Annotated in this window: 24 protein-coding genes and 1 tRNA gene; 19 read left to right on the forward strand and 6 right to left on the reverse strand. The window is 63.8% G+C overall.

Translation table 11 applies throughout. The features are described from left to right. Nucleotides 1-131 precede the first annotated feature (131 nt). From AC0L3B_RS23185 to AC0L3B_RS23210, 6 genes are all read left to right on the forward strand, one after another. A complete protein-coding gene (locus AC0L3B_RS23185) occupies nt 132-2,165 on the forward strand; it encodes an NAD(+) synthase (protein WP_204511246.1) in 2,034 nt (677 codons plus the stop codon). 14 nt (nt 2,166-2,179) lie between these two features. After that, nucleotides 2,180-2,566, forward strand: coding sequence for a GrlR family regulatory protein (locus AC0L3B_RS23190; protein WP_204511245.1), 387 nt, complete (start codon nt 2,180-2,182; stop codon nt 2,564-2,566). Between the two features lie 91 nt (nt 2,567-2,657). Further along, nucleotides 2,658-3,911, forward strand: coding sequence for a DUF1236 domain-containing protein (locus AC0L3B_RS23195; RefSeq protein ID WP_473381105.1), 1,254 nt, complete (start codon nt 2,658-2,660; stop codon nt 3,909-3,911). A gap of 696 nt (nt 3,912-4,607) precedes the next feature. Further along, nucleotides 4,608-6,458 (forward strand): dihydroxy-acid dehydratase, encoded by a 1,851-nt coding sequence (ilvD, locus tag AC0L3B_RS23200; RefSeq protein ID WP_204511243.1) that lies wholly within the window; start codon nt 4,608-4,610, stop codon nt 6,456-6,458. Between the two features lie 238 nt (nt 6,459-6,696). After that, entirely contained in the window at nt 6,697-7,020 is a 324-nt protein-coding gene (locus AC0L3B_RS23205) for a hypothetical protein (protein WP_085385228.1), read from the forward strand. Between the two features lie 282 nt (nt 7,021-7,302). Then, nucleotides 7,303-7,392: transfer RNA gene (locus tag AC0L3B_RS23210), tRNA-Ser, on the forward strand. A 740-nt stretch (nt 7,393-8,132) separates the two neighbouring features. Here the strand turns inward: AC0L3B_RS23210 and AC0L3B_RS23215 are convergent. Further along, nucleotides 8,133-8,669, reverse strand: a complete 537-nt coding sequence (locus AC0L3B_RS23215) for a hypothetical protein (RefSeq protein WP_085358631.1) — start codon at nt 8,667-8,669, stop codon at nt 8,133-8,135. Between the two features lie 629 nt (nt 8,670-9,298). On the opposite strand from AC0L3B_RS23215, the gene AC0L3B_RS23220 reads away from it, so the two are divergent. Both AC0L3B_RS23220 and AC0L3B_RS23225 read left to right on the forward strand, forming a co-directional pair. Continuing rightward, complete coding sequence (locus tag AC0L3B_RS23220; RefSeq protein WP_018457874.1) at nt 9,299-9,634, forward strand: hypothetical protein; 336 nt, start codon at nt 9,299-9,301, stop codon at nt 9,632-9,634. A 330-nt stretch (nt 9,635-9,964) separates the two neighbouring features. Continuing rightward, nucleotides 9,965-10,129 carry a hypothetical protein gene (locus AC0L3B_RS23225; protein WP_198957648.1) on the forward strand — a complete coding sequence of 55 codons (165 nt, stop codon included), beginning with the start codon at nt 9,965-9,967 and terminating at the stop codon, nt 10,127-10,129. Nucleotides 10,130-10,330: 201 nt separating this feature from the next. On the opposite strand, the gene AC0L3B_RS23230 is transcribed toward AC0L3B_RS23225, so the two are convergent. Further along, nucleotides 10,331-10,579, reverse strand: a complete 249-nt coding sequence (locus tag AC0L3B_RS23230) for a hypothetical protein (protein ID WP_018457872.1) — start codon at nt 10,577-10,579, stop codon at nt 10,331-10,333. A 14-nt stretch (nt 10,580-10,593) separates the two neighbouring features. Further along, nucleotides 10,594-10,773: a hypothetical protein gene (locus tag AC0L3B_RS23235; RefSeq protein ID WP_446481389.1), complete on the reverse strand. Its 180-nt coding sequence runs from the start codon at nt 10,771-10,773 to the stop codon at nt 10,594-10,596. Nucleotides 10,774-11,290: 517 nt separating this feature from the next. On the opposite strand from AC0L3B_RS23235, the gene AC0L3B_RS23240 reads away from it, so the two are divergent. After that, nucleotides 11,291-12,034: a DUF7168 domain-containing protein gene (locus AC0L3B_RS23240; protein ID WP_018457870.1), complete on the forward strand. Its 744-nt coding sequence runs from the start codon at nt 11,291-11,293 to the stop codon at nt 12,032-12,034. A 41-nt stretch (nt 12,035-12,075) separates the two neighbouring features. Here the strand turns inward: AC0L3B_RS23240 and AC0L3B_RS23245 are convergent, their stop codons facing one another. After that, entirely contained in the window at nt 12,076-12,282 is a 207-nt protein-coding gene (locus AC0L3B_RS23245) for a hypothetical protein (protein ID WP_007591053.1), read from the reverse strand. A 307-nt stretch (nt 12,283-12,589) separates the two neighbouring features. Here AC0L3B_RS23245 and AC0L3B_RS23250 point away from each other — a divergent pair, with 307 nt between their 5' ends. The 4 genes from AC0L3B_RS23250 (at nt 12,590) to AC0L3B_RS23265 (ending at nt 16,116) form a co-directional block, all read left to right on the forward strand. Then, nucleotides 12,590-12,886 carry a hypothetical protein gene (locus AC0L3B_RS23250; protein WP_473381106.1) on the forward strand — a complete coding sequence of 99 codons (297 nt, stop codon included), beginning with the start codon at nt 12,590-12,592 and terminating at the stop codon, nt 12,884-12,886. A gap of 186 nt (nt 12,887-13,072) precedes the next feature. Continuing rightward, complete coding sequence (locus tag AC0L3B_RS23255; protein WP_473381107.1) at nt 13,073-15,100, forward strand: VTT domain-containing protein; 2,028 nt, start codon at nt 13,073-13,075, stop codon at nt 15,098-15,100. After that, nucleotides 15,100-15,795, forward strand: coding sequence for an endonuclease/exonuclease/phosphatase family protein (locus AC0L3B_RS23260; RefSeq protein ID WP_039800285.1), 696 nt, complete (start codon nt 15,100-15,102; stop codon nt 15,793-15,795). Before AC0L3B_RS23255 ends, AC0L3B_RS23260 begins: the two co-directional genes overlap by 1 nt. Before the next feature lie 129 nt (nt 15,796-15,924). Beyond that, on the forward strand, nt 15,925-16,116 hold the full coding sequence (locus AC0L3B_RS23265; RefSeq protein WP_018457865.1) for a hypothetical protein: 192 nt from the start codon (nt 15,925-15,927) through the stop codon (nt 16,114-16,116). A gap of 49 nt (nt 16,117-16,165) precedes the next feature. Here the strand turns inward: AC0L3B_RS23265 and AC0L3B_RS23270 are convergent, their stop codons facing one another. Then, entirely contained in the window at nt 16,166-16,390 is a 225-nt protein-coding gene (locus tag AC0L3B_RS23270; RefSeq protein WP_018457864.1) for a hypothetical protein, read from the reverse strand. 235 nt (nt 16,391-16,625) lie between these two features. Between AC0L3B_RS23270 and AC0L3B_RS23275 the strand changes: the two genes are divergently transcribed. The 3 genes from AC0L3B_RS23275 to AC0L3B_RS23285 all read left to right on the forward strand — a co-directional run bounded on the left by AC0L3B_RS23275 (nt 16,626) and on the right by AC0L3B_RS23285 (nt 18,907). Continuing rightward, entirely contained in the window at nt 16,626-16,943 is a 318-nt protein-coding gene (locus AC0L3B_RS23275) for a DUF1476 domain-containing protein (protein ID WP_162847233.1), read from the forward strand. A 41-nt stretch (nt 16,944-16,984) separates the two neighbouring features. Next, nucleotides 16,985-17,299, forward strand: a complete 315-nt coding sequence (locus AC0L3B_RS23280; protein WP_085349855.1) for a hypothetical protein — start codon at nt 16,985-16,987, stop codon at nt 17,297-17,299. A gap of 672 nt (nt 17,300-17,971) precedes the next feature. After that, a complete protein-coding gene (locus tag AC0L3B_RS23285) occupies nt 17,972-18,907 on the forward strand; it encodes a septal ring lytic transglycosylase RlpA family protein (protein WP_083926497.1) in 936 nt (311 codons plus the stop codon). On the opposite strand, the gene AC0L3B_RS23290 is transcribed toward AC0L3B_RS23285, so the two are convergent. After that, a complete protein-coding gene (locus AC0L3B_RS23290) occupies nt 18,901-19,857 on the reverse strand; it encodes an alpha/beta fold hydrolase (protein WP_085349804.1) in 957 nt (318 codons plus the stop codon). The genes AC0L3B_RS23285 and AC0L3B_RS23290 overlap by 7 nt on opposite strands. Before the next feature lie 151 nt (nt 19,858-20,008). On the opposite strand from AC0L3B_RS23290, the gene AC0L3B_RS23295 reads away from it, so the two are divergent. Genes AC0L3B_RS23295 through AC0L3B_RS23305 form a run of 3 tightly spaced genes read left to right on the forward strand, consistent with a single transcriptional unit; the run spans nt 20,009 to nt 23,003 of the window. Continuing rightward, nucleotides 20,009-21,271 (forward strand): D-alanyl-D-alanine carboxypeptidase family protein, encoded by a 1,263-nt coding sequence (locus AC0L3B_RS23295; RefSeq protein WP_204511195.1) that lies wholly within the window; start codon nt 20,009-20,011, stop codon nt 21,269-21,271. A gap of 2 nt (nt 21,272-21,273) precedes the next feature. Continuing rightward, on the forward strand, nt 21,274-21,960 hold the full coding sequence (gene tmk / locus AC0L3B_RS23300; protein WP_247390674.1) for a dTMP kinase: 687 nt from the start codon (nt 21,274-21,276) through the stop codon (nt 21,958-21,960). After that, a complete protein-coding gene (locus tag AC0L3B_RS23305) occupies nt 21,957-23,003 on the forward strand; it encodes a DNA polymerase III subunit delta' (RefSeq protein ID WP_377790870.1) in 1,047 nt (348 codons plus the stop codon). The genes tmk and AC0L3B_RS23305 overlap by 4 nt, the downstream gene beginning before the upstream one ends. The last annotated feature ends 41 nt before the right edge of the window (nt 23,004-23,044 follow it).

The following is a 23,044-nucleotide window of genomic DNA, read 5'->3' on the forward strand; positions in this document are numbered from 1 at the left end:
ACGGCCGGGCAGCGAAGCTGCAAATCCGTTATGCATGCCGTTGAATGACCTGCACGGGGCCATGTCGATGGGTTAAATGGAGTCCAGAGCTGGCGGAGGCCGGTCGCGACGAGACAAAGGGACTTTGCTCGATGAGTTTCCACTCGATCTATGCCCACGGATTTGCGCGCGTGGCGGCCTGCGTCACCACCTCTCATGTGGCTGATCCGACGGCCAACGCAGCTGCGGTTCTGGCGGCGGCGAAGGACTGCCACGCGCAGTCGGTGGCAGTTGCCGTGTTTCCCGAGCTCGGCCTGTCCGGCTATGCAATCGAAGATCTCGTGAAGCAGGATCCGCTGCTCGATGCGGTCGAGCGCGGGCTTGTGGCCGTCGTCGAGGCATCCTCGTCCCTGATGACCGTCCTGATCGTTGGCGCGCCGCTGCGCTTTGGCAATCGGATCTACAATTGCGCGGTCGTCATCCATCGCGGCAAGATCCTCGGCGTGGTGCCCAAGAGCTACCTGCCGACCTATCGCGAATTCTACGAGGGGCGGCATTTCGCCTCCGGCGCCGGCATCGTCGGAGAGATGGTCGCCTTTGGCGGGCTGCATGCCCCGTTCGGCGTCGACCTCCTGTTCGCAGCCGAGGACGTTCCGGGCCTGACCATCGGCGTCGAGATCTGCGAGGACATGTGGATCCCGGTGACGCCGGCCTCCGAGCTCGCGCTCGCGGGTGCGAGCGTGCTGATCAATCTCTCGGGCAGCCCGATCACGATCGGCCGCGCCCGCTCGCGCGCGCTCTTGTGCCAATCGACTTCAGCCCGCTGCCTCGCGGCTTACGTCTATTCCGCCGCAGGGGCAGGGGAATCGACCACGGATTTGGCCTGGGACGGCCAGACCTCGATCTACGAGAACGGCGTGCTGCTGGCCGAGGGCGAGCGGTTCCGGCAGGGCGGCCAGATCACGCTGGCCGACGTCGATCTCGACCTGCTCAGGCAGGAACGCGCGCTGATGGGTACGTTCGATGACAATCGCCGGCAGCGCGAAGCCTTCTTCCGAAAAGTCGGCTTCGCCTTGAAGCCCCCGGCCGCCGATATCGGCTTCCTGCGCAAGGTCGAGCGCTTTCCGTTCGTGCCGAGCGACGAGAGCCTGCTCGAGCAGGACTGCTATGAGGCCTACAACATTCAGGTCGCGGGCCTTGTCCAGCGCATGCGTGCGACCGGTACCAAGCGCGTCGTTATCGGCGTCTCTGGCGGACTCGATTCTACCCACGCCTTGATCGTCGCCGCCAAGGCCGTCGACCTTCTTGGCCTGCCGCGAGAGAACATTCTCGCCTACACCATGCCGGGCTTTGCCACCGGCAGCGACAGCAAGACCAATGCGCTGGGGCTAATGACGGCGCTGCAGACGAGTTGGCAGGAACTCGACATTCGCACCACGGCGACGCAGATGCTGAAGGACATCGGCCATCCCTTCGGCAAGGGCGAGAAGGTCTACGACGTCACATTCGAGAACGTGCAGGCGGGCCTGCGCACGGACTATCTGTTCCGGCTCGCCAACCATCATGGTGGCCTCGTGATCGGCACCGGCGATCTTTCCGAGCTCGCACTGGGCTGGTGCACCTACGGCGTCGGCGATCAGATGGCGCACTATAACGTCAATGCCGGAGTGCCGAAGACGCTGATCCAGCATCTGATCCGCTGGGTGATTGCTTCCAAGCAGTTCAGCGACGACGTCAACCAAACGCTTGGATCGATCCTGTCGGCCGAAATCTCGCCGGAGCTGGTTCCGGCTGAGCCGGGCGAGAAGCCGCAGAGCACGGAAGCTTCGGTCGGCCCCTACGAGCTCCAGGATTTCAACCTGTTCTACACGCTGCGGTTCGGCATGCGGCCGTCCAAGATCGCCTTTATGGCGCTGCAGGCCTGGAAAGACGTTGCCCAGGGCGAGTGGCCGCCGGCATTTCCGACCGACAAGCGCAAGGCCTACGATCTCAAGGAAATACGCCGCTGGCTGGAGGTGTTCTTGCGCCGCTTCTTCGCTTTCAGCCAGTTCAAGCGCTCGGCGATGCCGAACGGACCCAAGGTTTCGGCCGGCGGCTCGTTGTCGCCGCGCGGCGACTGGCGTGCGCCGTCGGATTCGAGCGCTGCGGCGTGGCTTGAAGATCTCGAGCGGAATGTGCCGGTTTGAACGGGAGATGAGCGATGTCGGCCGGCGATGGGCCCGAGCAGGGCGGCAACCCACAGAAGGTCCTCAACGGCCTCTACATCTTTGAGATCGAGATGCGCGACGGCAAGCGCGGCCAGGCCAAAGGCGTCGTCGTGCTCTGCGATGGCCGCATCATGGGCGGCGACAGCTATTTCTACTACACCGGCAGCTACACCTTCCGGAACGGGAAATGGCGCGGCGACATGACCGTCAATCAGCACACCGAGGCCGTCGGCAAGCCGCTCGCGTTCGGCGGCAGGGAAGTGACCTGCGGCTTTTCCGGCGACTATTCCGCCGACGGCGCCGAAGTCGAAGGCATGGCGCTGGTTGGCAAGACCAGCGTGACATTCACGGCGCGGCTCACGCTGAAGGACCCGATGTGAGACCCGCGTGATCAGCCCTCGTTCCTGATCAGGAACCTTCGCACCCACAGAACGTTCGCGTCTGTCGTTGCGAATTTCCAGGAGAGGGACCATGCGCAAGCACTTGATGTTATCGATCGCGGCTATCGGACTGATGCTTGCTTCCGGCTTCGCCTACGCCCAGGCGCCCGGTGAGCGAAGGGACGAGCCGAGACGGACCGAGGAGCCGGCGAAAGGTGCCGGGCCGCAACGCGGCGGCGCCCAAGAACGGGTTCAAGAGCGCGCGCAGGGCGCCCAGGAGCGATTGCAGGGTGCGGGCCGCGAGGAGAAGGGCGGCGCTGCCAAGCAGGACGCGAGTGACGACAAGCGCCAGCCGGCCAGTTCTGCCGAGCGCAGCCAGCCGAAGTCGAAGGATCAGGCCCAGGAATCTCGTGAGCCTTCGCGCGATCGCAACCGTGAGGCGGAGAGCCCGAAACCGGGACGCGACGGCAAGAACAGCGCCGAGACGAAGCAGGACAAGTCCGCGCCGCAGAAATCAACGGCCGAGTCCGAGAAGTCCAAGTCCGGCACGTCTGGCCAGCAGAACGAGCGCACGGGAGCTGCGGCCAACCAGAACGAGCGCAACCAGACCCAGCCGCCGCGCAACGCGGCCGAGCAGCAGCAGCCGGCGCAACAGAACAACCGACCGGCCACAGCGACCGACACGAACCGGACGGCCCCGACCAACAATGCGCAGACCGCGCCTGCCACTTCAGGCACGCAGACCAATCAAGCCAATCAGACGCCCCAGACCAACACGCAGGCCAATCAGCAGACCCAGGTGACGTCCGAGAAGCAGGTGCGGATCTCCGAAACGGTGAGCCGCGCACGCCTGGCGGAGCCGGAGCGTAATCTGAACATCTCGATCCGGGTCGGTGAAACCATTCCCTCGCGCGTGCGCCTCCACAGGCTTCCGCCCGAGATCGTCGCGATCGAGCCCGAGTATCGGGACTACGAATATTTTTCGACGGGCGACGACGTCGTCATTGTGGAGCCGCGGACGCATCGCATCGTCAGCCAGGTGCCCCGCGATCCCTCACGAGCCCGCGCCCAGATGAGCGGCGGCACCTCATCGAGCATGGCGGCCGCCGGGGGCAGCAATGTGAACTGCCAGATCATGCGGCGTGACGCCTCGGGTAATGTGGCCCAGGCAGAACCCTCGACCGTGGGCTCGACCGCGCGAACGGACTCCCTGAGCGTGACTGTCCAGATGCCCGGCGGCGGCTCATCCGCGCCGATCGCCCTCGGCGCTCCCGCGGGCAACATCGTGGTCGCGACGCAAGGGCAGGGCGACTGCACGGTGACGATCGAGCCGCAGACACGCTAGCGCCGTGTCGGCATAACGACGCCAAAACGACTTCGCGCCGCAAGGCTGATCAAACCGGCGGCGCGAAATCACGTTCAAACTAGAAAGTCCCGAGGTCCGGAGTGCCTAGGAGTCCGGACCTCGTAACCTTGCCCCAGCCTTTGATCCCCCCGCCCCATGTGGTCCCCCAACCCCGTGGTGCGCGATCAGAGGGTGATGCCCTTGGAAGGCCGCCGATCGATGTACCGCGATGTACGCGACATCGGAATAGGATTCCATTCCGGATCACTACGGATTTCATCGCGCTTGAATTTTCGCGGCGCATGCGCCTGCACGCGCGGTTGCCTGAAACCAATGCAAGCGCGCGAGCGCATGTGGCCCTCATCATGCCGGCACCGGCGACCACCATCGTCGTGACCACGCTGCCGGTCTCCGTGATCGCCGACCGGCTCGATCCCGAACTGCAATAATTCCGTCATGGCCGGGCTTGTCCCGGCCATCCACGACCTTTCCGCATCAAGAACGTGGATGCCCGGGACAAGCCCGGGCATGACGGCGCAGATCCGCCGGTGCCCACGCGCCGGGAGCAGGGGAGCCCTGTCCGGCCCAAGTTCCCGTTGCGCGCGTTCCCCCCGTGCGCTATCCGGCCGGAAAGGCCTGAGGCGGCTTCGAAATTTTGCCGCGCCCGGCCAGCCAAACCCGAGGACGGAAACCGCCATGCCAGCCTATCGCTCCCGCACCACCACCCACGGCCGCAACATGGCGGGCGCCCGCGGCCTCTGGCGCGCGACCGGCATGAAGGACGGCGATTTCGGCAAGCCGATCATCGCGGTGGTCAATTCCTTCACCCAGTTCGTGCCCGGCCACGTCCATCTCAAGGACCTCGGCCAGCTCGTCGCCCGCGAGATCGAGCAGGCCGGCGGCGTGGCGAAGGAGTTCAACACCATCGCGGTCGACGACGGCATCGCCATGGGCCATGACGGCATGCTCTACAGCCTGCCGTCGCGCGAGCTGATCGCCGACAGCGTCGAGTACATGGTCAATGCCCATTGCGCCGACGGCATGGTCTGCATTTCGAACTGCGACAAGATCACCCCCGGCATGCTGATGGCGGCGCTGCGGCTCAACATCCCCGCCGTGTTCGTCTCGGGCGGACCGATGGAGGCCGGCAAGGTCACGCTGCAGGGCAAGACCAAGGCGGTCGACCTGATCGATGCCATGGTCGCAGCCGCCGACTCCAAGGTCAGCGACGAGGACGTCAAGGTGATCGAGCGCTCGGCGTGCCCGACCTGCGGCTCGTGCTCGGGCATGTTCACGGCCAATTCGATGAACTGCCTCACTGAAGCCCTTGGCCTTGCGCTCCCCGGCAACGGCACGGTGGTCGCAACCCACGCCGATCGCAAACGCTTGTTCGTCGAGGCCGGCCACACCATCGTCGATATCGTGCGCCGCCACTACGAGCAGGACGACGCTAGCGTGCTGCCGCGCAATGTCGCGAACTTCAAGGCGTTCGAGAACGCGATGACGCTCGACATCGCGATGGGCGGTTCGACCAACACGGTGCTGCATCTGCTCGCCGCCGCCCATGAAGGCGAGGTCAAGTTCACCATGCAGGATATCGACCGGCTGTCGCGCCGCGTGCCTGTCCTTTGCAAGGTCGCGCCGTCGGTTGCCGACGTGCATGTCGAGGACGTGCATCGTGCCGGCGGCATCATGGGCATCCTGGGCGAGCTCGACCGCGCCGGCCTGATCGACACGTCGGTCTCGACCGTGCACGCGCCGACCATGAGCGACGCGCTGGAGCGCTGGGACATCAAGCGCTCCAGGAGCGAGTCTGTCCGCACCTTCTTCCGGGCGTCGCCCGGCGGCATCCCGACCCAGGTCGCCTTCAGCCAGGAGCGCCGCTACGACGAGCTCGATACCGACCGCGAGAAGGGCGTGGTCCGCAACCTCGAGCACGCCTTCAGCAAGGACGGCGGCCTCGCCGTGCTCTACGGCAATCTCGCGCAGGACGGCTGCATTGTGAAGACCGCCGGCGTCGACGCCTCGATCCTGAAATTCTCCGGCCCCGCCCGCGTATTCGAAAGCCAGGACGCCGCCGTGGAAGGCATTCTGGGCGGCAAGGTCGTTGCCGGCGAGGTCGTGGTGATCATCTATGAAGGCCCGCGCGGCGGTCCCGGCATGCAGGAGATGCTGTATCCGACCAGCTATCTGAAATCGATGGGCCTCGGCAAAGCCTGCGCGCTCGTCACCGACGGACGCTTCTCGGGCGGCTCGTCGGGCCTGTCGATCGGCCATCTGTCGCCGGAAGCGGCCGAAGGTGGCAACATCGGTCTGGTCAGGACCGGCGATCGCATCGCCATCGACATCCCGAACCGCAGCATCACGCTGGAGGTCTTCGACGAGGAGCTCGCCAGGCGCCGCGCCGTGGAAGAGGCGAAGGGCGATGCCGCATGGCAGGCGATCGGCCGCAAGCGCAACGTCTCGACCGCGCTTCAGGCCTACGCCGCGCTCACCACCAGCGCCGCGCGCGGCGCGGTGCGCGAGGTGAAGCGGCGCTCGAAGTAAGTGCGTCACGTGCGGGTGTGATCGCAAGCATCACGCATCGCGCATGGTCAACAAGTTCTGAACGGCCGGCGCAAGCCGGCCGTTTGCATTAAGGATGCCCCGATGAACTTCGGCAGCTCAGAATTTTGCGGCGTATACTGCCATCGATCTTCGCAAATCCGTTTCGGGCAATTGGGGCACCACAATAATGTCTCGCACTCTCGCTGTCGTTTTCTCAACAGTCGTCGCTGCGATTTCAATGACCGGCGCGGCTTCCGCCGGCTGCTACAATTGCTACACGCCGCCGCCGTGCACGACCTGCTACCAGCAGCAATACGTGCAGCCGCAATACCGCACCGTCGACGAGACCGTGATGGTGTCGCCCGGCTCCGTCGTGGCGCACCGCGCACCGGCGCAGTACCGCACCGTGATGGTGCCGCAGACCGTGATGGTGGCGCCGCCGAGCGTCCAGTACGAGCGCATCCCGCCGCAATACGCCACGCGCCAGCGCGTCGAGATGGTCCAGCCGGGCTATTCCTATTACGCCCCGGTGCAGATGAACTGTGCCTCCTGCGGGTACTGAGCCAAGCTAGCTTACGAAGAATTCAAGCGGCGCTCCCAACGGGAGCGCCGCTTTTCTTTGCAGCCAGCAAACGAGGCCCGGAAACGGAGGCGACTCCAAACCGGGCCTCGCAACCGGCGACGCCCTGGGAGATGTCGCCAGTGTCCGGGATCGCCGAGAGGGCATAGGGTAAGGGAACAGGCTGACGCTCGCCTGACAGATCCGATGCCGGGGAAGGGGCGGGCGCCAACTTCGCGTTGCCATGCGCCGTCGACTGCGTTAAGCGACAGCAATTCCGAACTTGGAAGGGTGGCCGAGTGGTTTAAGGCACCGGTCTTGAAAACCGGCGTGCCCGCAAGGGTACCGTGGGTTCGAATCCCACCCCTTCCGCCAAAACACCAGCAAAATCAGCTACTTAGACTTGTAGATTGGCTCCAGCGCACAATCGAACGTACAATCAGCGCGCGCTATCGCGAGCCCGACATTGAGTCAATCTGCCGCACGTTGGCGGCCCAGACTGACGATCCGGTAGAGCGCGCGGCGCTGCTGGAGATCGCCGGCAACTACAGGAAAGCCCCGCCATGTTGAGGCGGCGCGAAGGGCCGCCAGGTGAGGCAACAGGGGTCCTCTGAAGGGCCGAGAACCTACGGCGAATTGACTATCTATTCTTGCGGAACCGGCGCCTAGTAATTCGATCACCGGCCCATCACGGCATATATCGGTGACTGAGAGCCACGTGCTCCCGCCAAATACGCGGAGCCATCTATGGTCAAGCTCATCCCTTCTCTCACTGAACGCCTAACTCAAATGGCGAGCGCCGCTCGAACCCGGGCCGAAGCAACGCCTCCGGGGCCAAAGCGGGAAGCTCTTTTGAAGGCGGCGCAGCTCAGTGAGAACGCGCTGCATATTCAGCAATGGCTGAGCTCCACGAGCTTGCGAAAGCCAACGTAACGATGGGTTCGCAAAGGCCCGCCAGCGTGAACCGGCGCATACGGCCGCCAACTAAGGCAACGTACTTCTACGTGTTCCGCTTATAAATACACGCGCAAGGAACAAACGAAGATTTATTATTAGCGCAATCTGTTCTCGCCCGGAGAACAACGGGCCCGCCGTGAACCGGCGGGCCTGGAGGCTCAGGCTTCGCCCTTCGTCGGGGCAGCCATTGCGGCCAGATCCATCGCGACGGAAACTGAAATCACCGGATCGACATGGCGTAGGTGCGGCTGCCTGACGTCCTCAAAGACATAGATCATGCAAGCTTTGAGGCACAATTCGGCAAGGTCGCGGACCTTGACGTTCGCCAAGGCAAGTTGTGCGGCCTTGAAGGCGTCGCGCGCCTTCTGATGCGCATCGAAGACCGCATCATAGTTGATCTCGTCCATGTGCTTATCGTAGCGCCGGCAATACTTCTTGTGAGCGCGGTGGGCGCCCGGCTGCGGATTGGCTTTTTGCCATTCGCCGCAAGCCTTCCATACCCTTTGGAAGTCCGCAGCCGTCAGCTTCAAGGCCTCGTTCGCTTCATCGAGCTTGTAATAGGCCTCGCGCATTGCGTCGCCGCATTGGGAGCCATCGAAGGCAAGCTTTGGCACGCTGGCTGGAAGCGGCGAGGCCAGCGCTTCTAGAGGCATGCTGGCTACGGAGGCTGCTGCTGCGCCGACGAATACGTTCATGATTGATCGCCCGCATGGGGCGAGATCAGCACGACACCGACGAACTCCCGGCAATGGAGCGACTGTGCCGCGACCTGGTGGAGGAGAGCAGGGTGACAGGCGAGGCCGGCGCGCTGCTTAAGATGGCCGAAAACTTCGGCCGTGAGGTTGCGAGACTAACCGTGGATAGGACCGTAGATTGTTCTCGGCGCAGGTGGAAAAGACGAGCGATTCAGCGAGGTTGAGCGGGCACCCCTTCCGCCACCTCCTAGTCCAATAGTGCCCAATCCGTCTTTCTGTTTCGAAGAAGCGCTTGATCTAAAACGGTTGGGTTCGTTGCTTGGGCTTGGTGGCAGCGCGGGCTCCAGCAGCGTGCCCACGTGGTCTGGTGCCGCTCTCGGCGCCGGAGCGGGCGGCCTCTCCATTCCCATGTTCGCAAGCGGCACCAGTTCGGCCCCGGGTGTACTCGCCATGGTGGGCGAGAAAGGTCCCGAGCTGGTCAACCTTCCGCGCGGCGCGCAGGTTTTCAAGCCGTCAAGCGCGGAGAATGCTGGAGGATCAGAGCGGCCCTGCTGTGGTCATGCAGGACGGTGTGCTGGGAGTAGCTGCCGAACTTGTGGACTGGCCGCTCCGCCGCTACGATTTGCGGCATGGGACAGACCAAAAAGCTGATCGATTGCCACGACTGTGACCACCCGGTTTCACCGAGTGCGTCGGCCTGTCCAAATTGCGGCTCGAAGGTGCCGTTCGGTCCTCCCGTTCTTCACCGCAAAAGGCCCCCGGTCTATAACATCGAGGCGCGCAACGACCGCAACATGGTCGTCTTTGCCGTGACGCTGGGAGGCTTAGGCGCAGCTTACGGATTTGCGACAAGCGCAGGGCCGCTTAGCGCTGCGCTGCTGGTCACATCGTACGGCATGCTGGGTGTGTTGGTAGGCGTCCCGCTTGCGGCGTTGTTCAACGTCACGCGCCGGCTGTGGCGGTAGCGACCTCCGGAATCTGGGAAGTCTACGTACCAGCCCAGCGTCGCTCCCGGCGCTCTCATCCGCAATGAGCATGGGCCCTAGTAAGGAAGCGGTGCCATTTCCACACCCGAGTGACAATCCGGGCCACCCCGAATTCCGGTAGTCTTACGGAATCCTTTTTCGGAACACGGTGTTCTACTGTGAGAACACCGGCGAGATTTAAGTACCAGTTTCTAATTTGCCCGGGATGGCCGCAGTGGGGGCTGGAACCACCCTGCGGCCTTTCGCTTTAGCGAAACCCATTTCTAAGTTGAGCCGTACCGTCTCGGAGGCGAAGTCGGCGGAGAATTCGTGAGCATTCAAATCATTATAGCCGCCATGTTGGAGCGCGAGCTAGCGGCGCGCGGCGTGCAATCGTTGGGACCTTCCGATTGCATGGAGATCGTCGAGAACCTGCTTGAGCGCTTGAAAGATCTGGATCGGGAGTTAGCTGCGCGAGGCGCAACGCGGCGGTAGGCTGATGGACAGACGGCCCCGGGGTCGGAAGGGCCGGGGACTGGTTAGACCGAGGCCGCTACGCGGGAGCTTTGGCATTCTCTTGTTCACGATGCAGGTCCGCAGGAGTCGCAATCGATCGCGGATCGACATTTGCGATTGCGGTCTGGCAGGCGAGCAATCCGGTCATCGGGACGCGTCGCGCCGTGAGCACGATGAGTTTTAGATCGTCTTCCGGTGTCCAATGGTCAGTGCGTATTTGTCCGCTCCAGGCTCAAGATGCTGAGGCCAGTCAATTGCCGTGCAGAACAAGCCGCGTCGCTCGATTTCCCGTGCAAGAGCTTCCGCGCGCAGCCTCGCTGGCAATCCGACAAAACGCGCGCCGGCTAGCCTATCTGCTTGAACCTCTTGGCGAATGAACTCGTGCATCCGCAGAATGAAGTGGTCAGATAGGCCTTCGAATTCGCTCATGCCAGCCAATCGCGTCAGTCAAAGATATAGGCAACCAGAAAGGTGGCTGGCTGCCAAGCGATGAACCCAATCGCCTCCAGCGAAACAGCTGTGGCCAGGAGGGCTACAGCGCTGAAGGTGAGGGGAATGACGAGATCAAAAAAGTTGTGGGGCTCGTCTGCATCTGCAGTTTGAAATGCGGTTCTATTGGACATTCGAATATTCCTCTATTCGGGGTCATATCGAGTTCGACGCTCTCAGCCAAACGTTCGCTGGGGTTAACCTGACCGCTAAACCTTAACAGCGGGTCCAGTCCCTATGTGTCGCGGCACAAAACCGATCGACGGCCTTGATCAGTGCGTCCTTCAATCCACCACTCTGCTGCGGCTAACCTCAACAAGCGCAGGGATCAAAGCCGGCTGGCTGCAAGCTCGAAATACTGTGAACACGACGCCGCCGCCAAAGCCAAGGCGCTCACGCAACCCCGTTCGGCTTGTGGTGGTCTGCTCCCGACAGTGATTTGTCAGTTGCGGTGGAAATCGAGCGAGAGCGCGATTGTAGTGAAGCCTCGTCTCTGCATTTTATGGTCAGTGCCGCGAGGTCGTGCACCGCACGTAGAAGGAGTGAGGTCCGTTCGAAAAAAGTCGAAGATCAATACAGTTGACAAGAGACCCCTTCCGCCGGTCTACCCGACCGGGTTCTATCCGTCGGGTTTACCCGGACAGGTGATCGGTGAATCAGACATCCAATCCAGCTGCACTCGACAAGCTGAAGCTCCGCATTCAGGCGTTGCGTTCCAAGACCATCGCCAATGGCTGCACCGAGGACGAGGCGCTGTCTGCGGCCGCCAAGGTCGCCGAACTGCTGGATCGCCACGATTTGTCGCTGTCCGACGTCGAACTGCGGGCGTCGCCGTGCGAGCGGAAGGTCTACGAGACTTTTCGCAAGAAGCGAATTCCCCTGGACGACTGCATCGGGGCGATCGCTCGTTTCTGCGATTGTCGGGTCTGGCGCGAGAAGAACACGGCCGGCGAGAGCAGCTATGTGTTCTTCGGCCTCGGCGCGGACATCGAGGTCGCGCATTATCTGGCCGAATTGATCGACGGCGCCGTCCGCGCCGAGCTCGGCCGCTTCAAGACCTCGGTCGACTACAGCAGGTTCCGGCACCAGGAGCGGCATCTGGCCAATGCCTCCTTCGCGCTCGGGATGGTGGGGTCCATCGCGGACAGGCTGGTGGCGATCAAGGCCAGTCGCGATCAGATCAACGAAAGCACCGGCCGCGGGCTGGTGGTTCTCAAGACGTCGGTGGTCGATGCGGAGTTCGACAAGCTCGACCTGAAGATGCGGACCCAGCGCAGCAGCAGCCGGATGGTGTCGATGACGGCCTATGAAGCCGGCGGCGCCGCCGGCGCGTCGCTGGCCATCAATCCCGGGCTTGCAGGGTCGCAGTCAAGGACCGCTCCCAAAGGGAGCTGAGCGCGTCGGGGGAGGGCGTGCAGCGTCACCGTCATTGCAGTTCAGTCGATCGACTTCTCGAGCTTCTGGGCTGCCCGGAAGTCGTCCATGTGCTGCAGGTTGGGCCCATACGCAGCCTCCTTGGTCAGCAGGTGATAGATCCGGGCCACGACCGTTTGCAGATGTTTCATTCGTCCGCGCGGCATCGCCCTGGCCTTGCAAAGCGCTCGGACCGCATGCGCTCGGAAATAATCAAAAGCGTCTGACATCGTGGACTTAACGTCCCGCGAAACGATTGGTTCTTGGATTGGTCCTCGTTCGCGCGCCCCAAAGCGCCTCCAGGAACGCTGTCGAATGGGAGAACTTAGCCCGGCACGAACCTTCAGGATCGGCGAGGCATGTTCTTCTTGTTCTCGAACCGGCTGGGATGTCTCGGCTCGCTGCTGGTCTCCGGGCTGGTCACTCTCGCGCTGCTTGTCCTGTTCGGGATCGTTCGGTTCTAACCGCCCGCGCGTTCAGGAACCTGGCCCTCGCTGACCCGTTGTTGGCACTCTCGTCCAGCCATGGAGGGCGCCCTTGGAAAGTACGATCATCGGAGAATTCGACACGCGCCGCGGCGCCGAGCTTGCGGTTGAGCATGTCGTGCAGGAATGCGGCGTGCCGCGAAGCGACGTCTTCGTCCAGCCCGTCGGTGGCGCGAACACGTCGGGGACACGCGCGGCCGGTCCTGACGCCAAGGCCGCGCCTGCGCCGGAGGGACACCAGAAGCTGGAAGGCCGGATCGAGGTCTCCGTGGATTTTCACGGCGATGCGCCTGAGAAGATCGCGGACGCCTTGAAAGGCGCAGGTGCGAAGACTGTCCGAACCAAGTAGCGGCAATGGGCGACTGTGGCGCCGGAATCCGCGCACGCTGAACGGCCACTCTGGTTCTGAGTCGGGGAACCCGTTGCGCGGTCAGTGCGTTTCAACGCGAACGCAGATTGCGAGGTCTCCCTGCTTCAGAGCTCATCGACCCTGATCCCCGGCGACACCGTCTGGCGGCGGTGCGAGGCGCGGCGTGTGGCGGTTCTGAACGATGCTGCCGCTTATTTCGCGGCCCTGCGGCAGACCCTGCTGCAGGCGCAGGACCTCGTCTATATCGTCGGGTGGGATATCCATAGTGAGACCAGGCTGGTCGGCGAGTCCGGGCGAGCGGATGATGGCTTGCCGGAGCAACTCGGCCCATTCTTGCGCGCGCTGGTCCACCGCCGTCCCACCTTGCACATCAACATTCTCGTCTGGGACTTCGTCTCGTTCTACGCCTCCGAGAGGGAATGGAATTCCGCGGCCAAATTTACCGCCGACACAGATGGCCGCGTCCGGTTTCACCTGGATGCCACGCTTCCCTTTGGGTCGGCCCAACACCAGAAGATTGTCTGTGTCGATGGTTCACTGGGGTTCGTCGGCGGGCTCGATCTGACGATCAGGCGCTGGGACACGAGTGATCATCGCGCCGATCACGCATCGCGCTGTGATCCCCAGGGCAAGCCATACCTGCCGTTTCATGACGTTCAATGCGTGGTCGATGGGGATGCGGCGGCGCAGTTGTTCGACCTCGTGGAGCAACGCTGGCGCGCGGCGGGCCAACAGATTGATGATCGGCGCCCGCTGAAAAGCTTGCGCTGGCCGGCGATTGTGCCGGTCGAGGCTGAACATATTCCGGTGGGTATCGCCAGGACCGAGGTGGTCTGTCCGGCAGGTTCGACGCTCCGGGAGGTCGAACGCTCGCTGATTGCAGCGATGCGGTCCGCGACGAAATTCGTGTACATCGAGAACCAGTTCACCAGCGCCACCAAGATCGCGCGCGAATTGGCGGAGCAGATGCTGCGCGTGCCTTCGCTTCGGGTTCTGATCGTCACCCCAAAACTGCACTCCTCATGGCTGGAATCCCAAGCGATGCAGAACGGCCGGGGCGCTTTCATCGATTGCTTCAGTTCGGCCGGCGTCGCCGATCGCATCCGCTTCGTCTACCCGGTCTCGGGGAACGGGGATACGGAAGCGGCCGTGATGGTGCACAGCAAGCTCATGATCGTCGACGATCGGATCTTGAGGATCGGTTCGGCCAATTTGAACAATCGATCGATGGGTGCCGATAGCGAATGTGACCTGATCTTCGAAGCCGCATCAGACGAGCATCGGGAGTTCATCGCCTCGGTCCGCCGTCGCCTGATCGCCCATTTCTGCGGTCTCGATGAACAGACCGTCGCGCAAAACGAAGATCGTCTTTTTGCGCTCCTGGACGACGTCGCAAGCGGGACGAAGGCGCTGCGGGACGTTGAATCCTCGGTCCTGACCAGCGCTCTGGCCACGATGGTTCAGCCGGTGGCAGACCCTGAGGCGCCTCTTCATCTGGAGCGGGCGGCATCGCGGATGTGGAGCACGAAGACGATCATCGGGATGGTCTCGATCGCCGTGGCGCTTTTTGGACTGGCGATGGCCTGGTCCTACACGTCGTTGAGCGATTTCGCCGACGCGGGCCGGATGTCGACGCTTCTGTCTGCCTATTCGCAGTCCGTCTGGGGTCCGCCATTCGCGATTGCAGCTTTCGTCGTCGGCGGGTTGGTCGTGTTTCCGGTTCTCGTGCTCATTGCGGCGACTGCTGCCGCACTGGGACCATGGCTAGGCTTCGTCACCGCCATGACGGGGGTCGTGCTCAGCGCCTTTATCCTGTTTGCGATCGGACGGGCACTCGGGCGCGAACGCCTCCAGCGTTTGCTCGGACGACGTACCGCGCGCATCCAGGAACGTGTTGTCGGCAAGGGCATTCTGGCTGTCGTCGTCATCCGGATGATCCCGATCGCGCCGTTCTCAGTGGTGAATGTCGTGGCTGGCGCGAGCACGCTGCCTCTGCGTGACTTCCTGGTCGGAACGCTGCTCGGCATGACGCCCGGCATTCTCGCCATGGCAGTTTTGGGGGCTCAGATCGCTGATCTCGCCAGGAACGCGTCCTGGGTCAACATGTTGCTGCTCGCACTGGCGTTCCTGGGCTGGCTCGCGATCTGCGCCGGCGCGCAATTCGTCGCGACGTGGCTCGCCGGGAGGCGCTGATGCGCTTCATGACGTGGAATGTGCATGGCACCTTCAATCTCAATCCGAAGTTCGATCTGGAAGGGATCTGTTCCATCATTCGCAAATGGGCTCCCGATGTCGTCGCGCTTCAGGAGGTGGATTCGCGATCGCGATCGGACGATCCGTTTGCGAAGCTGGCGAGCGTCGTCGGCGATCACGGTGTTCACGCCAAGTCGATCGTCACGGCCGATGGCGACTACGGCCAGACGCTCCTGAGCCGCTTTCCATTCTCCGGCCCGCCCGAGATCGTCGACGTGTCGTATCGTGAGCGGGAGCCGCGCCGAGCGATCGCCGCGGGACTGCTGACACCGGTTGGCGATGTTCGCGTGGTGGCCACGCATCTCGGCCTGAGCATCCACGAGCGCCACGCGCAGGCTCAGGCGCTGGTGAGCCTGGTGAAACCTGGAAGGACCGTCGTCCTCGGGGATTTCAACGACTGGTTCTGGATCAAATCGGTGCGGCGCGTGCTCGCGCAGGTCTGCCCAAACCGTACGCGGCTGCGAACTTTCCCGTCGCATTTGCCCCTGCTGCGGCTTGACCGGATCTATGCGACGTCCGACAGCCCGATCGGGAAGGTTTGGACCGACGAAGGCGCGAGGGCCTATTCAGACCATTTGCCTGTTATTGCAGACATCGAGATCCCTGCGGGGTCAAACGCATCGAAAGTGCGATAAAAAAAGTGCTGTCTGCAGAAGGACTTGGCTACTGTGCATGGGGTTGTTTTCGCACATTATGCAGTCGGCCCGCAGTGCCGCTCAGCGGGACCACGAGGAACTCTTTCCTCACCTCAGCATTATCTGGCCATGACGGAAGACATTTCCTACCGGCGCAAGCCCTTGACTCCCGAGCAGCGGCAGGCGCGCGATGCGACGCGCCGTGTCGAAGCCGAAAAAGCCATGCGCGATCATGAAGCTGCGCAGAAGGCGTTTTATGCCAACAAGGAACGGCTGAGGGCCGAACGGTTGGCACGTGAACAGACGGAGGCGAAGGGCTGACCGTACGCGGTCGCCCCGTCAAGGATGTCCTTGCCCGCGAGCGCCGGTCTCAGTGCCGGTGAGGGATGCGGGTCACGCTCAACGCCTGCTTCAGCGCCTGAACGGCACTTGCGAAAGGTCTGCGAGGCGATTGCGCCTCGATCGCTTCGGCTGCGACGCGACAATCGTCAGCGACCTTGAGCAACCCGCCTCGCGCGAGGTCCATGGTGGAGAGGGCTGCCTGCTCCAGGCAGACCCGTTCAAGCCGTCGAAACTCCCGCAGTTCTTTGTTCATGCGTCAGCTCTCGATGTCCCCGGCCATGCGGCGCTGAGTCTGCTTAATGAACAGTAAACATCTCTGCCTAGCCGGGTTGGCTGGCGTAGAGCTGGTGGGTGCCTTGGGCACGCCCAGCGGGCTTGACGGCGTTTGGCTTCCGCCGGAAGCTTCCAACGACCCTGATTTGAACCACGGAGACGTTCGCTTCCAGCCAGTCCGATCCCGATCAGCGAAAAACGAAATGGAGCTGACCATGACCACGTTCGACAAGCGCGAGCAGGGCTTTGAGGCCAAATTCGTCCACGACGAGGAGCTCATGTTCAAGGCCACGGCCCGGTCCAACAAGCTGCTCGGGCTCTGGGCCGCAACCCAGCTCGGCCTCAGCGGCGATGCCGCGGCCGGCTATGCGACGGCGTTGGTGACGGACCATCTGGAGAACCACTCGATGGACGAGATCCTCGACAAGGTGGCAGGCGATCTTGCCGCCAAAGGCGTCGCGCGCGAACAGGTCGCAGCCAGGCTTCAGGAATGCATGCACCAGGCGTTGCAGCAACTCGAAGCGGACAAGTGAAAGCAGGCCGGCCCTCGACGGCTGGGATCGGGAGGCGGGTGGTGTCTTGCGGAATATCTTGCGGAGTATCTTGGAGCAGCTTCCGCAAATGGGCCGGCGCGATCGCACTCGCTGCTACGATCCTGGTCGGCTGCTGCGGCGCTGAGGTATCGGCCACGCCGCTGACGCCATTTCGCTACGAGGCGCAGGCGCAGCGTCACTGCCCGCACGACCGGGTTGTCTGGCTCGATTTCAGCAAAGGTGTCTATTACGGCAAAGGCCAGAAGCGGTACGGCCAGGGTTTTGACGGCAGCTTCGTCTGCCTGAGCGAAGCCCGTGACAGTCTCTATCGGCGTTCGCTGCTTGGACTGCGGTAAGCGTATTGTTCGGGAAGTGCTGGGTGCTCAGGCGAAGGCCAATGCCACGAGGCTGGAGCACAGCAGGACCAGACCACCGGCGGTCAATGCCAGGAAGCCATCGGATACGAGGTCATGGTTGCGCATGGGACACCTGCCGCTCTCGTCTGCGATGCTCGATCGGATCGATTAAAAATGTCCGAACGCGCCGTCTTGAAAGGGTGATGCTTGCCGTCCGCGCGAGTGCCTCAGGCCCTCGTGCGGTAACCTTCAAACGCATGGGCCAGGAAGATCCCCGCGCTTACCAAACCCATCAGTGCCGAAACCGTCTCGATCATCGTCTCATTCCATTCCGCCCTGCACGCGAGAAAACGCGGGCGGCCTTGCACAGTCAAAAGAATTCCAGTGAGCGGCGCGACAATGGGGGTGGAGTGAGGATTTGGCGCAACAGAATGTCCAGGCGTGGCACAGAGCAGGGCACCGGCGCCCCGTAGTTCAACGGGGCGAGCGCATACGCCCTGTTTACCATCCCGGCGTGAACGCCGTGCGCTCCCCATTTCCGCCGTGTTCGGGTTGCGTTATCGTTACCACTTCCGACGCGGTGGTGGGCCGCCTCGGAGCAAAGGACCGGACAGCGCTACCCGTAGCCAAAGCGGGTTAGGTACGCCTCCGGCAAAGTGGTATTTGGGGCGAATGGGGATCCGACGGTCAGATTCGGTTTTGCGGGCCGCGCGCGCTGCTGCGATGGCCGCGACCTGCCTTGCGCTCGCCAATTGCGCCTCCTCCAACAAATTCGCCAGCCGGGTCGATCCGAAATACGGCGTGTCCTCGAGCCCCCGGGTCGTGGCTTTGGGCGATCCGGTCCCGAAGGGCGGCGGCGCCTATCGCGTCGGCAAGCCCTATGTGGTGGGTGGCCGGACCTATGTGCCCGAAGAGGACGTCAACTACCGCGCCGAGGGCATGGCGTCCTGGTACGGCGACGATTTCCATGGCCGCCTGACCGCCAATGGCGAAGTGTTCGACATGGGCTCGCTGACCGCGGCGCATCCGACCCTGCCGATGCCGTCCTATGCGCGGGTGACCAACGTCTCGAACGGCAAGTCGCTGATCGTCCGCGTCAATGACCGCGGGCCCTATCACGGCAACCGGCTCATCGACGTCTCGAACAAGGCCGCCGAACTGCTTGAATTCAAAGGCAATGGGATCGCCAAGGTCCGTGTCGAGTATGTTGGCCGGGCGCCGCTGGAAGGCTCCGACGACCGCCAGCTGATGGCCACCTTGCGCACCGGGACCCCGGCGCCATCGCCGTCGATGGTCCGGGTCGCCTCCGCGAGACCCTTCGTGCCGGAGCTGCCATCGTCGAACCGCGGCGCCATGCGCGGCGAAGTTCCGACGCCGGAGGGACGGCCCTACAATCTCGGCAACACCTCCGCCGACATGGCTTCACTCAGTGCGACCTCGGAAATGTCGGCCTCGAGCCGCAACCGGGGCCGGGCGCTCCAGAACGCGCGCGCCGTGTCCTATGACGGGGACGGCCGCTATGCGACCGAGAGCGCTCCGTCCGGCGCCTACGCCTCGGACGGCGCTGCCGAGGCCCGCGGCATCCTGAGCGGCCGCGGCCTCTACTGAGCCGCGCTTTCCTTCAGGAAACTCATCAGCGCCGCATTCACCTCGTCGGGCCGCTCCTGCTGGACCCAATGGCCGGCGCCCTCGATGATCAGCTTTCGCTTCAGATTGGGCAGCACGCGCTCGAGTTCGTTGACGCGCTTGGCTCCGATCAGGCCGGTGATGACGGCGTCGTTCGAACCGGCAATGAAGAGCGACGGCTGATGGATTTGCGCGTCCTGCCAGGGCGCCGTCAGCTCCCAATTGCGATCGAGGTTGCGATACCAGTTCAGCCCGCCGCGGAAGCCGGACTTGCGGAAGGTTTCGGTGAAATAGGCAAGGTCAGTCTCGGTGAGCCAGGCCGGCAGAGGCTCCTCCGGGTTGCCGTGGCCGAGGAATCCCTTGCCCTCCAGCACGAACATGGCTGCGGAGGGATCGGCAAGGCCGCGCCCGCCGAGCACGATGCGCATGGTGCGCGCGACGTCGCGCTCGAACTCGGCTTCGGCAACGCCGGGCGCCTGGAAGTACTGCCAATAGAAATTGGTGATGCCGCCGTGGCGCAGGAGTTCGAGCGGCTTGCCGCGGCCGCGGAACGGCGGTGGCACGCTCAGGCCGGCGACCGCCGTGAAGATGTCGGGCCGGAACAGCGCCGCGTGCCAAGCCACCGGTGCACCCCAGTCGTGGCCGACCACCATGGCCTTGGTCTCGCCAAGCGCCTGCACGAGGCCGACGATATCGCCGACCGTGTCGAAGATCGAATAGGCCGTCGCCTCGGGCGGCGCTGAGCTCTGGCCATAGCCGCGCATGTCGGGGGCGACGACGCGAAACCCGGCCTGCGCCAGCGCCGGGATCTGGTGGCGCCAGGAGTAGGAGAGTTCCGGCCAGCCGTGGCACAGCACCACCAGCGGCCCCTGACCGGCTTCGCGGATGAACAGGTCGATCCCGTTGGCCTTGATCACGCGGGTGGATGACATCGCTTTTCCGCCTTGTTTCAGGGGTTTGGTCAGAAAATCTGAGGTGCCACGATAGGGGCGGGACGAGAATCGTGCAATCTCGGGACAAGCGGCCACCCCGTGTTGTTTGCACCGGCTCCAACTGTTAGAACGCCGCTCTCAGGGCTTGGCCATGGAATTTCATCTTTCCTCGTTTAGGCGCACCCGGTTTACCGCCGGAGCGCTGGCGCGCGGGCTGATCGCGACGGCTCTGGTGGCGGCCATTGGCTGGAGCGGGGCGCTCTACGCCGCCAACCAGAGCGTCCAGGGCGCCAAGAAAACAGATGATTCCGGCTTCGACGGCGACGCCCCGACCGCGATCCTGATCGAGGCCTCCAGCGGCAGTGTGCTGTTCGAGAAGAACGCCGACGAGCTCCGCGCGCCCTCGAGCATGATGAAGCTGATGACCGCCGAGGTCGTCTTCAACGCCATCAAGAAGGGCGACATCAAGCTGACCGACGAATACCGGATCAGCGAGAACGCCTGGCGCAAGGGCGGCGCACCCTCCGGCGGCTCGACCATGTTCGCCGCCATCAACAGCAAGGTCACGGTCGACGATCTCCTGCACGGGGCGATCATCCAGAGCGGCAACGACGCCTGCATTGCGCTGGCCGAGGCCATGGCGGGCAGCGAGCGGATTTTCGCCGCCGACTTCATGACCAAGCGAGCTCGCGAGCTTGGCCTCACGAAATCGACCTTCGGCAATTCCAACGGCCTGCCGGACCCCGCCAACAAGATGACGGTGCGCGAGCTCGGCATTCTCGCCCGGCACATCATTCTCGACTTCCCCGAATTCTACAAACTGTTCGGCGAGAAGGAATACACCTGGAACAAGATCCGCCAGCCCAACCGCAATCCGCTGCTCAATTCGATGGAAGGCGCCGACGGTCTGAAGACCGGCTACACCAAGGAAGGCGGCTACGGCATGGTCGGCTCGGCGGTGCAGAACGGCACGCGGCTGATCGTCGTCATTAACGGGCTGGAAGACCCCGACGATCGCGCGACCGAAGCCAAGAAGATGCTTGAATGGGGTTTTCGCAATTTCGAGACCCGCACCCTGATCGCGGCCGATCAGCCGGTCGGCTACGCCAAGGTGTTCGGCGGCGAGAGCCGCTCGGTCAAACTGGTCGCCAAGACGCCCGTGAAGGTGATGGTGCACAAGAACGGCAGCGACAAGCTGATCGCGCGCGTCGTCTATAACGGCCCGGTGCGCGCGCCGGTCGAGGCCGGGCAGAAGGTCGGGCTGGTCAGGGTCTGGCGCAGCGGCAACATCGCAGTGGAGACGCCGGTCTATGCCGCTGACGCGATCGGCACCGGCTCGACCGTGCGCCGCGCGATCGACGGCGCCAGCGAGCTGGTGATCGGCATGTTCCGTGCGGGCGCCGAGAAGCTCTGATCATGAGTGAAAGCGCGGTAAAGTGGCCGTCCGGACGCGGGCGTTTCGTCACCTTTGAAGGCGGCGAGGGGACGGGCAAGTCGACCCAGATCAAGAAGCTCGCCGACCGTCTCAAGGCCGCCAGGATGCGTATCCTCGTCACGCGCGAGCCGGGCGGCTCGCCGGGCGCCGAGATCATGCGCCATCTGGTGCTGTCAGGCATGGGCAAGCTGCTCGGACCCGAAGCCGAGACGCTGCTGTTCGCGGCCGCCCGCGACGATCATGTCCACACCGTGATCCAGCCAGCGCTCAACCAGGGCACGTGGGTGCTGTGCGACCGCTTCGCCGACTCGACGCGGGCCTATCAGGGCAGCCTCGGCCGCGTGCCGGCCGCGCTGATCAACGCGATGGAGCGGGTCACGATCGGCGATCTCAAGCCGGACCTCACCATCATCCTCGACCTGCCGGTCGAGATCGGCCTGCAGCGCGCGGCCGCGCGCCGCGGCAGCGGCACGCCGGACAGGTTCGAGGCCGAGAAGCTCGGTTTCCATCAGGGCCTGCGCGAAGCCTATCGCAAGATCGCGTCGGACGATCCCGCGCGCTGCGTGCTGATCGACGCCAATTCCGATCCCGACACGGTTGCCGGACGCATCTGGATCGCGATGCGTGATCGCCTGCTCCCGACGCCGGCAACGGTGGTGTCCATATGAGCCCGCGTCAGACCGAGCGCGAAACTGCCATGTCTCATCCGCGCGAGACGAGCGTTCTGTTCGGCCATCGCGAGGCCGAGACCGCGCTGCTCGCCGCCTATGGCAGCGGGCGCATCCCGCACGCCTGGCTGATCGGCGGGCCGCAAGGCATCGGCAAGGCGACGCTGGCGTATCGGATGGCGCGCTTCGTGCTCGCTCACGGCCAGCCGCTGGCGCCTTCCGTGCAGCGCGCCGAAGACCTCGCCATCAATCCCGATCACGCCGTGGCACGGCAGGTTGCTGCGAGTTCGCACGGTGGCCTGCTGACGCTGGAGCGCACCGCCAACGACCGCGGCGTAATGCGCACCGTGATCACCGTGGACGAAACGCGCGAGACGATCGGTTTCTTCGGCTCGACCGCGACAGCCGAAGGCTGGCGCGTCTGCATCGTCGACACCGTCGACGAGCTCAATCCGAATGCCGCCAACGCGCTGCTGAAAATTCTCGAGGAGCCGCCGCAGCAATCGCTGTTCCTGCTGGTGAGCCACGCGCCGGCGCGCGTGCTCGCCACGATCCAATCGCGCTGCCGCAAGCTGCGTCTCCGCGCGCTCGCAACCGACGACGTGATTGCTGCAGCCGCAACCGCTGCCGATCTCGACCCGAACGATCCGGCGTTGCGCGAGGCGGCGGAGGCGTCCGAGGGCAGCGTCGCGCGGGCGCTGACGCTGCTCGGCGGTGACGCCCTGAAGCTTCAGCAGCGCACGGCCGCGCTGCTGGCGCGACTGCCGCAGGTCGATCCGCGCGAATTGCATACGCTCGGCGATTCGCTGGGCACCAGCGACCGCGTTGCGCTTGCCGCCTTCATCGACGGCATCGATCGCTGGATCGCGGAACGCCTGCACGCCGACGAGGCCAATGCCAACCAGAACCTGCCGCGCCTTGCGCGCCTAGCTGAGGTATGGGAAAAGATCGTCCGCGCCGCGCGCGACACCGAAACCTATAATCTGGAGCGAAAGCCCTTGGTCTTCTCGGTGTTCGGCTGGCTGGCGGACGCAACGCGCTAGAGCATGATCCGGAAAAGTGTGCAGCGGTTTTTCCGATAGGA

This window comes from Bradyrhizobium sp. Kon56 (assembly GCF_055807635.1).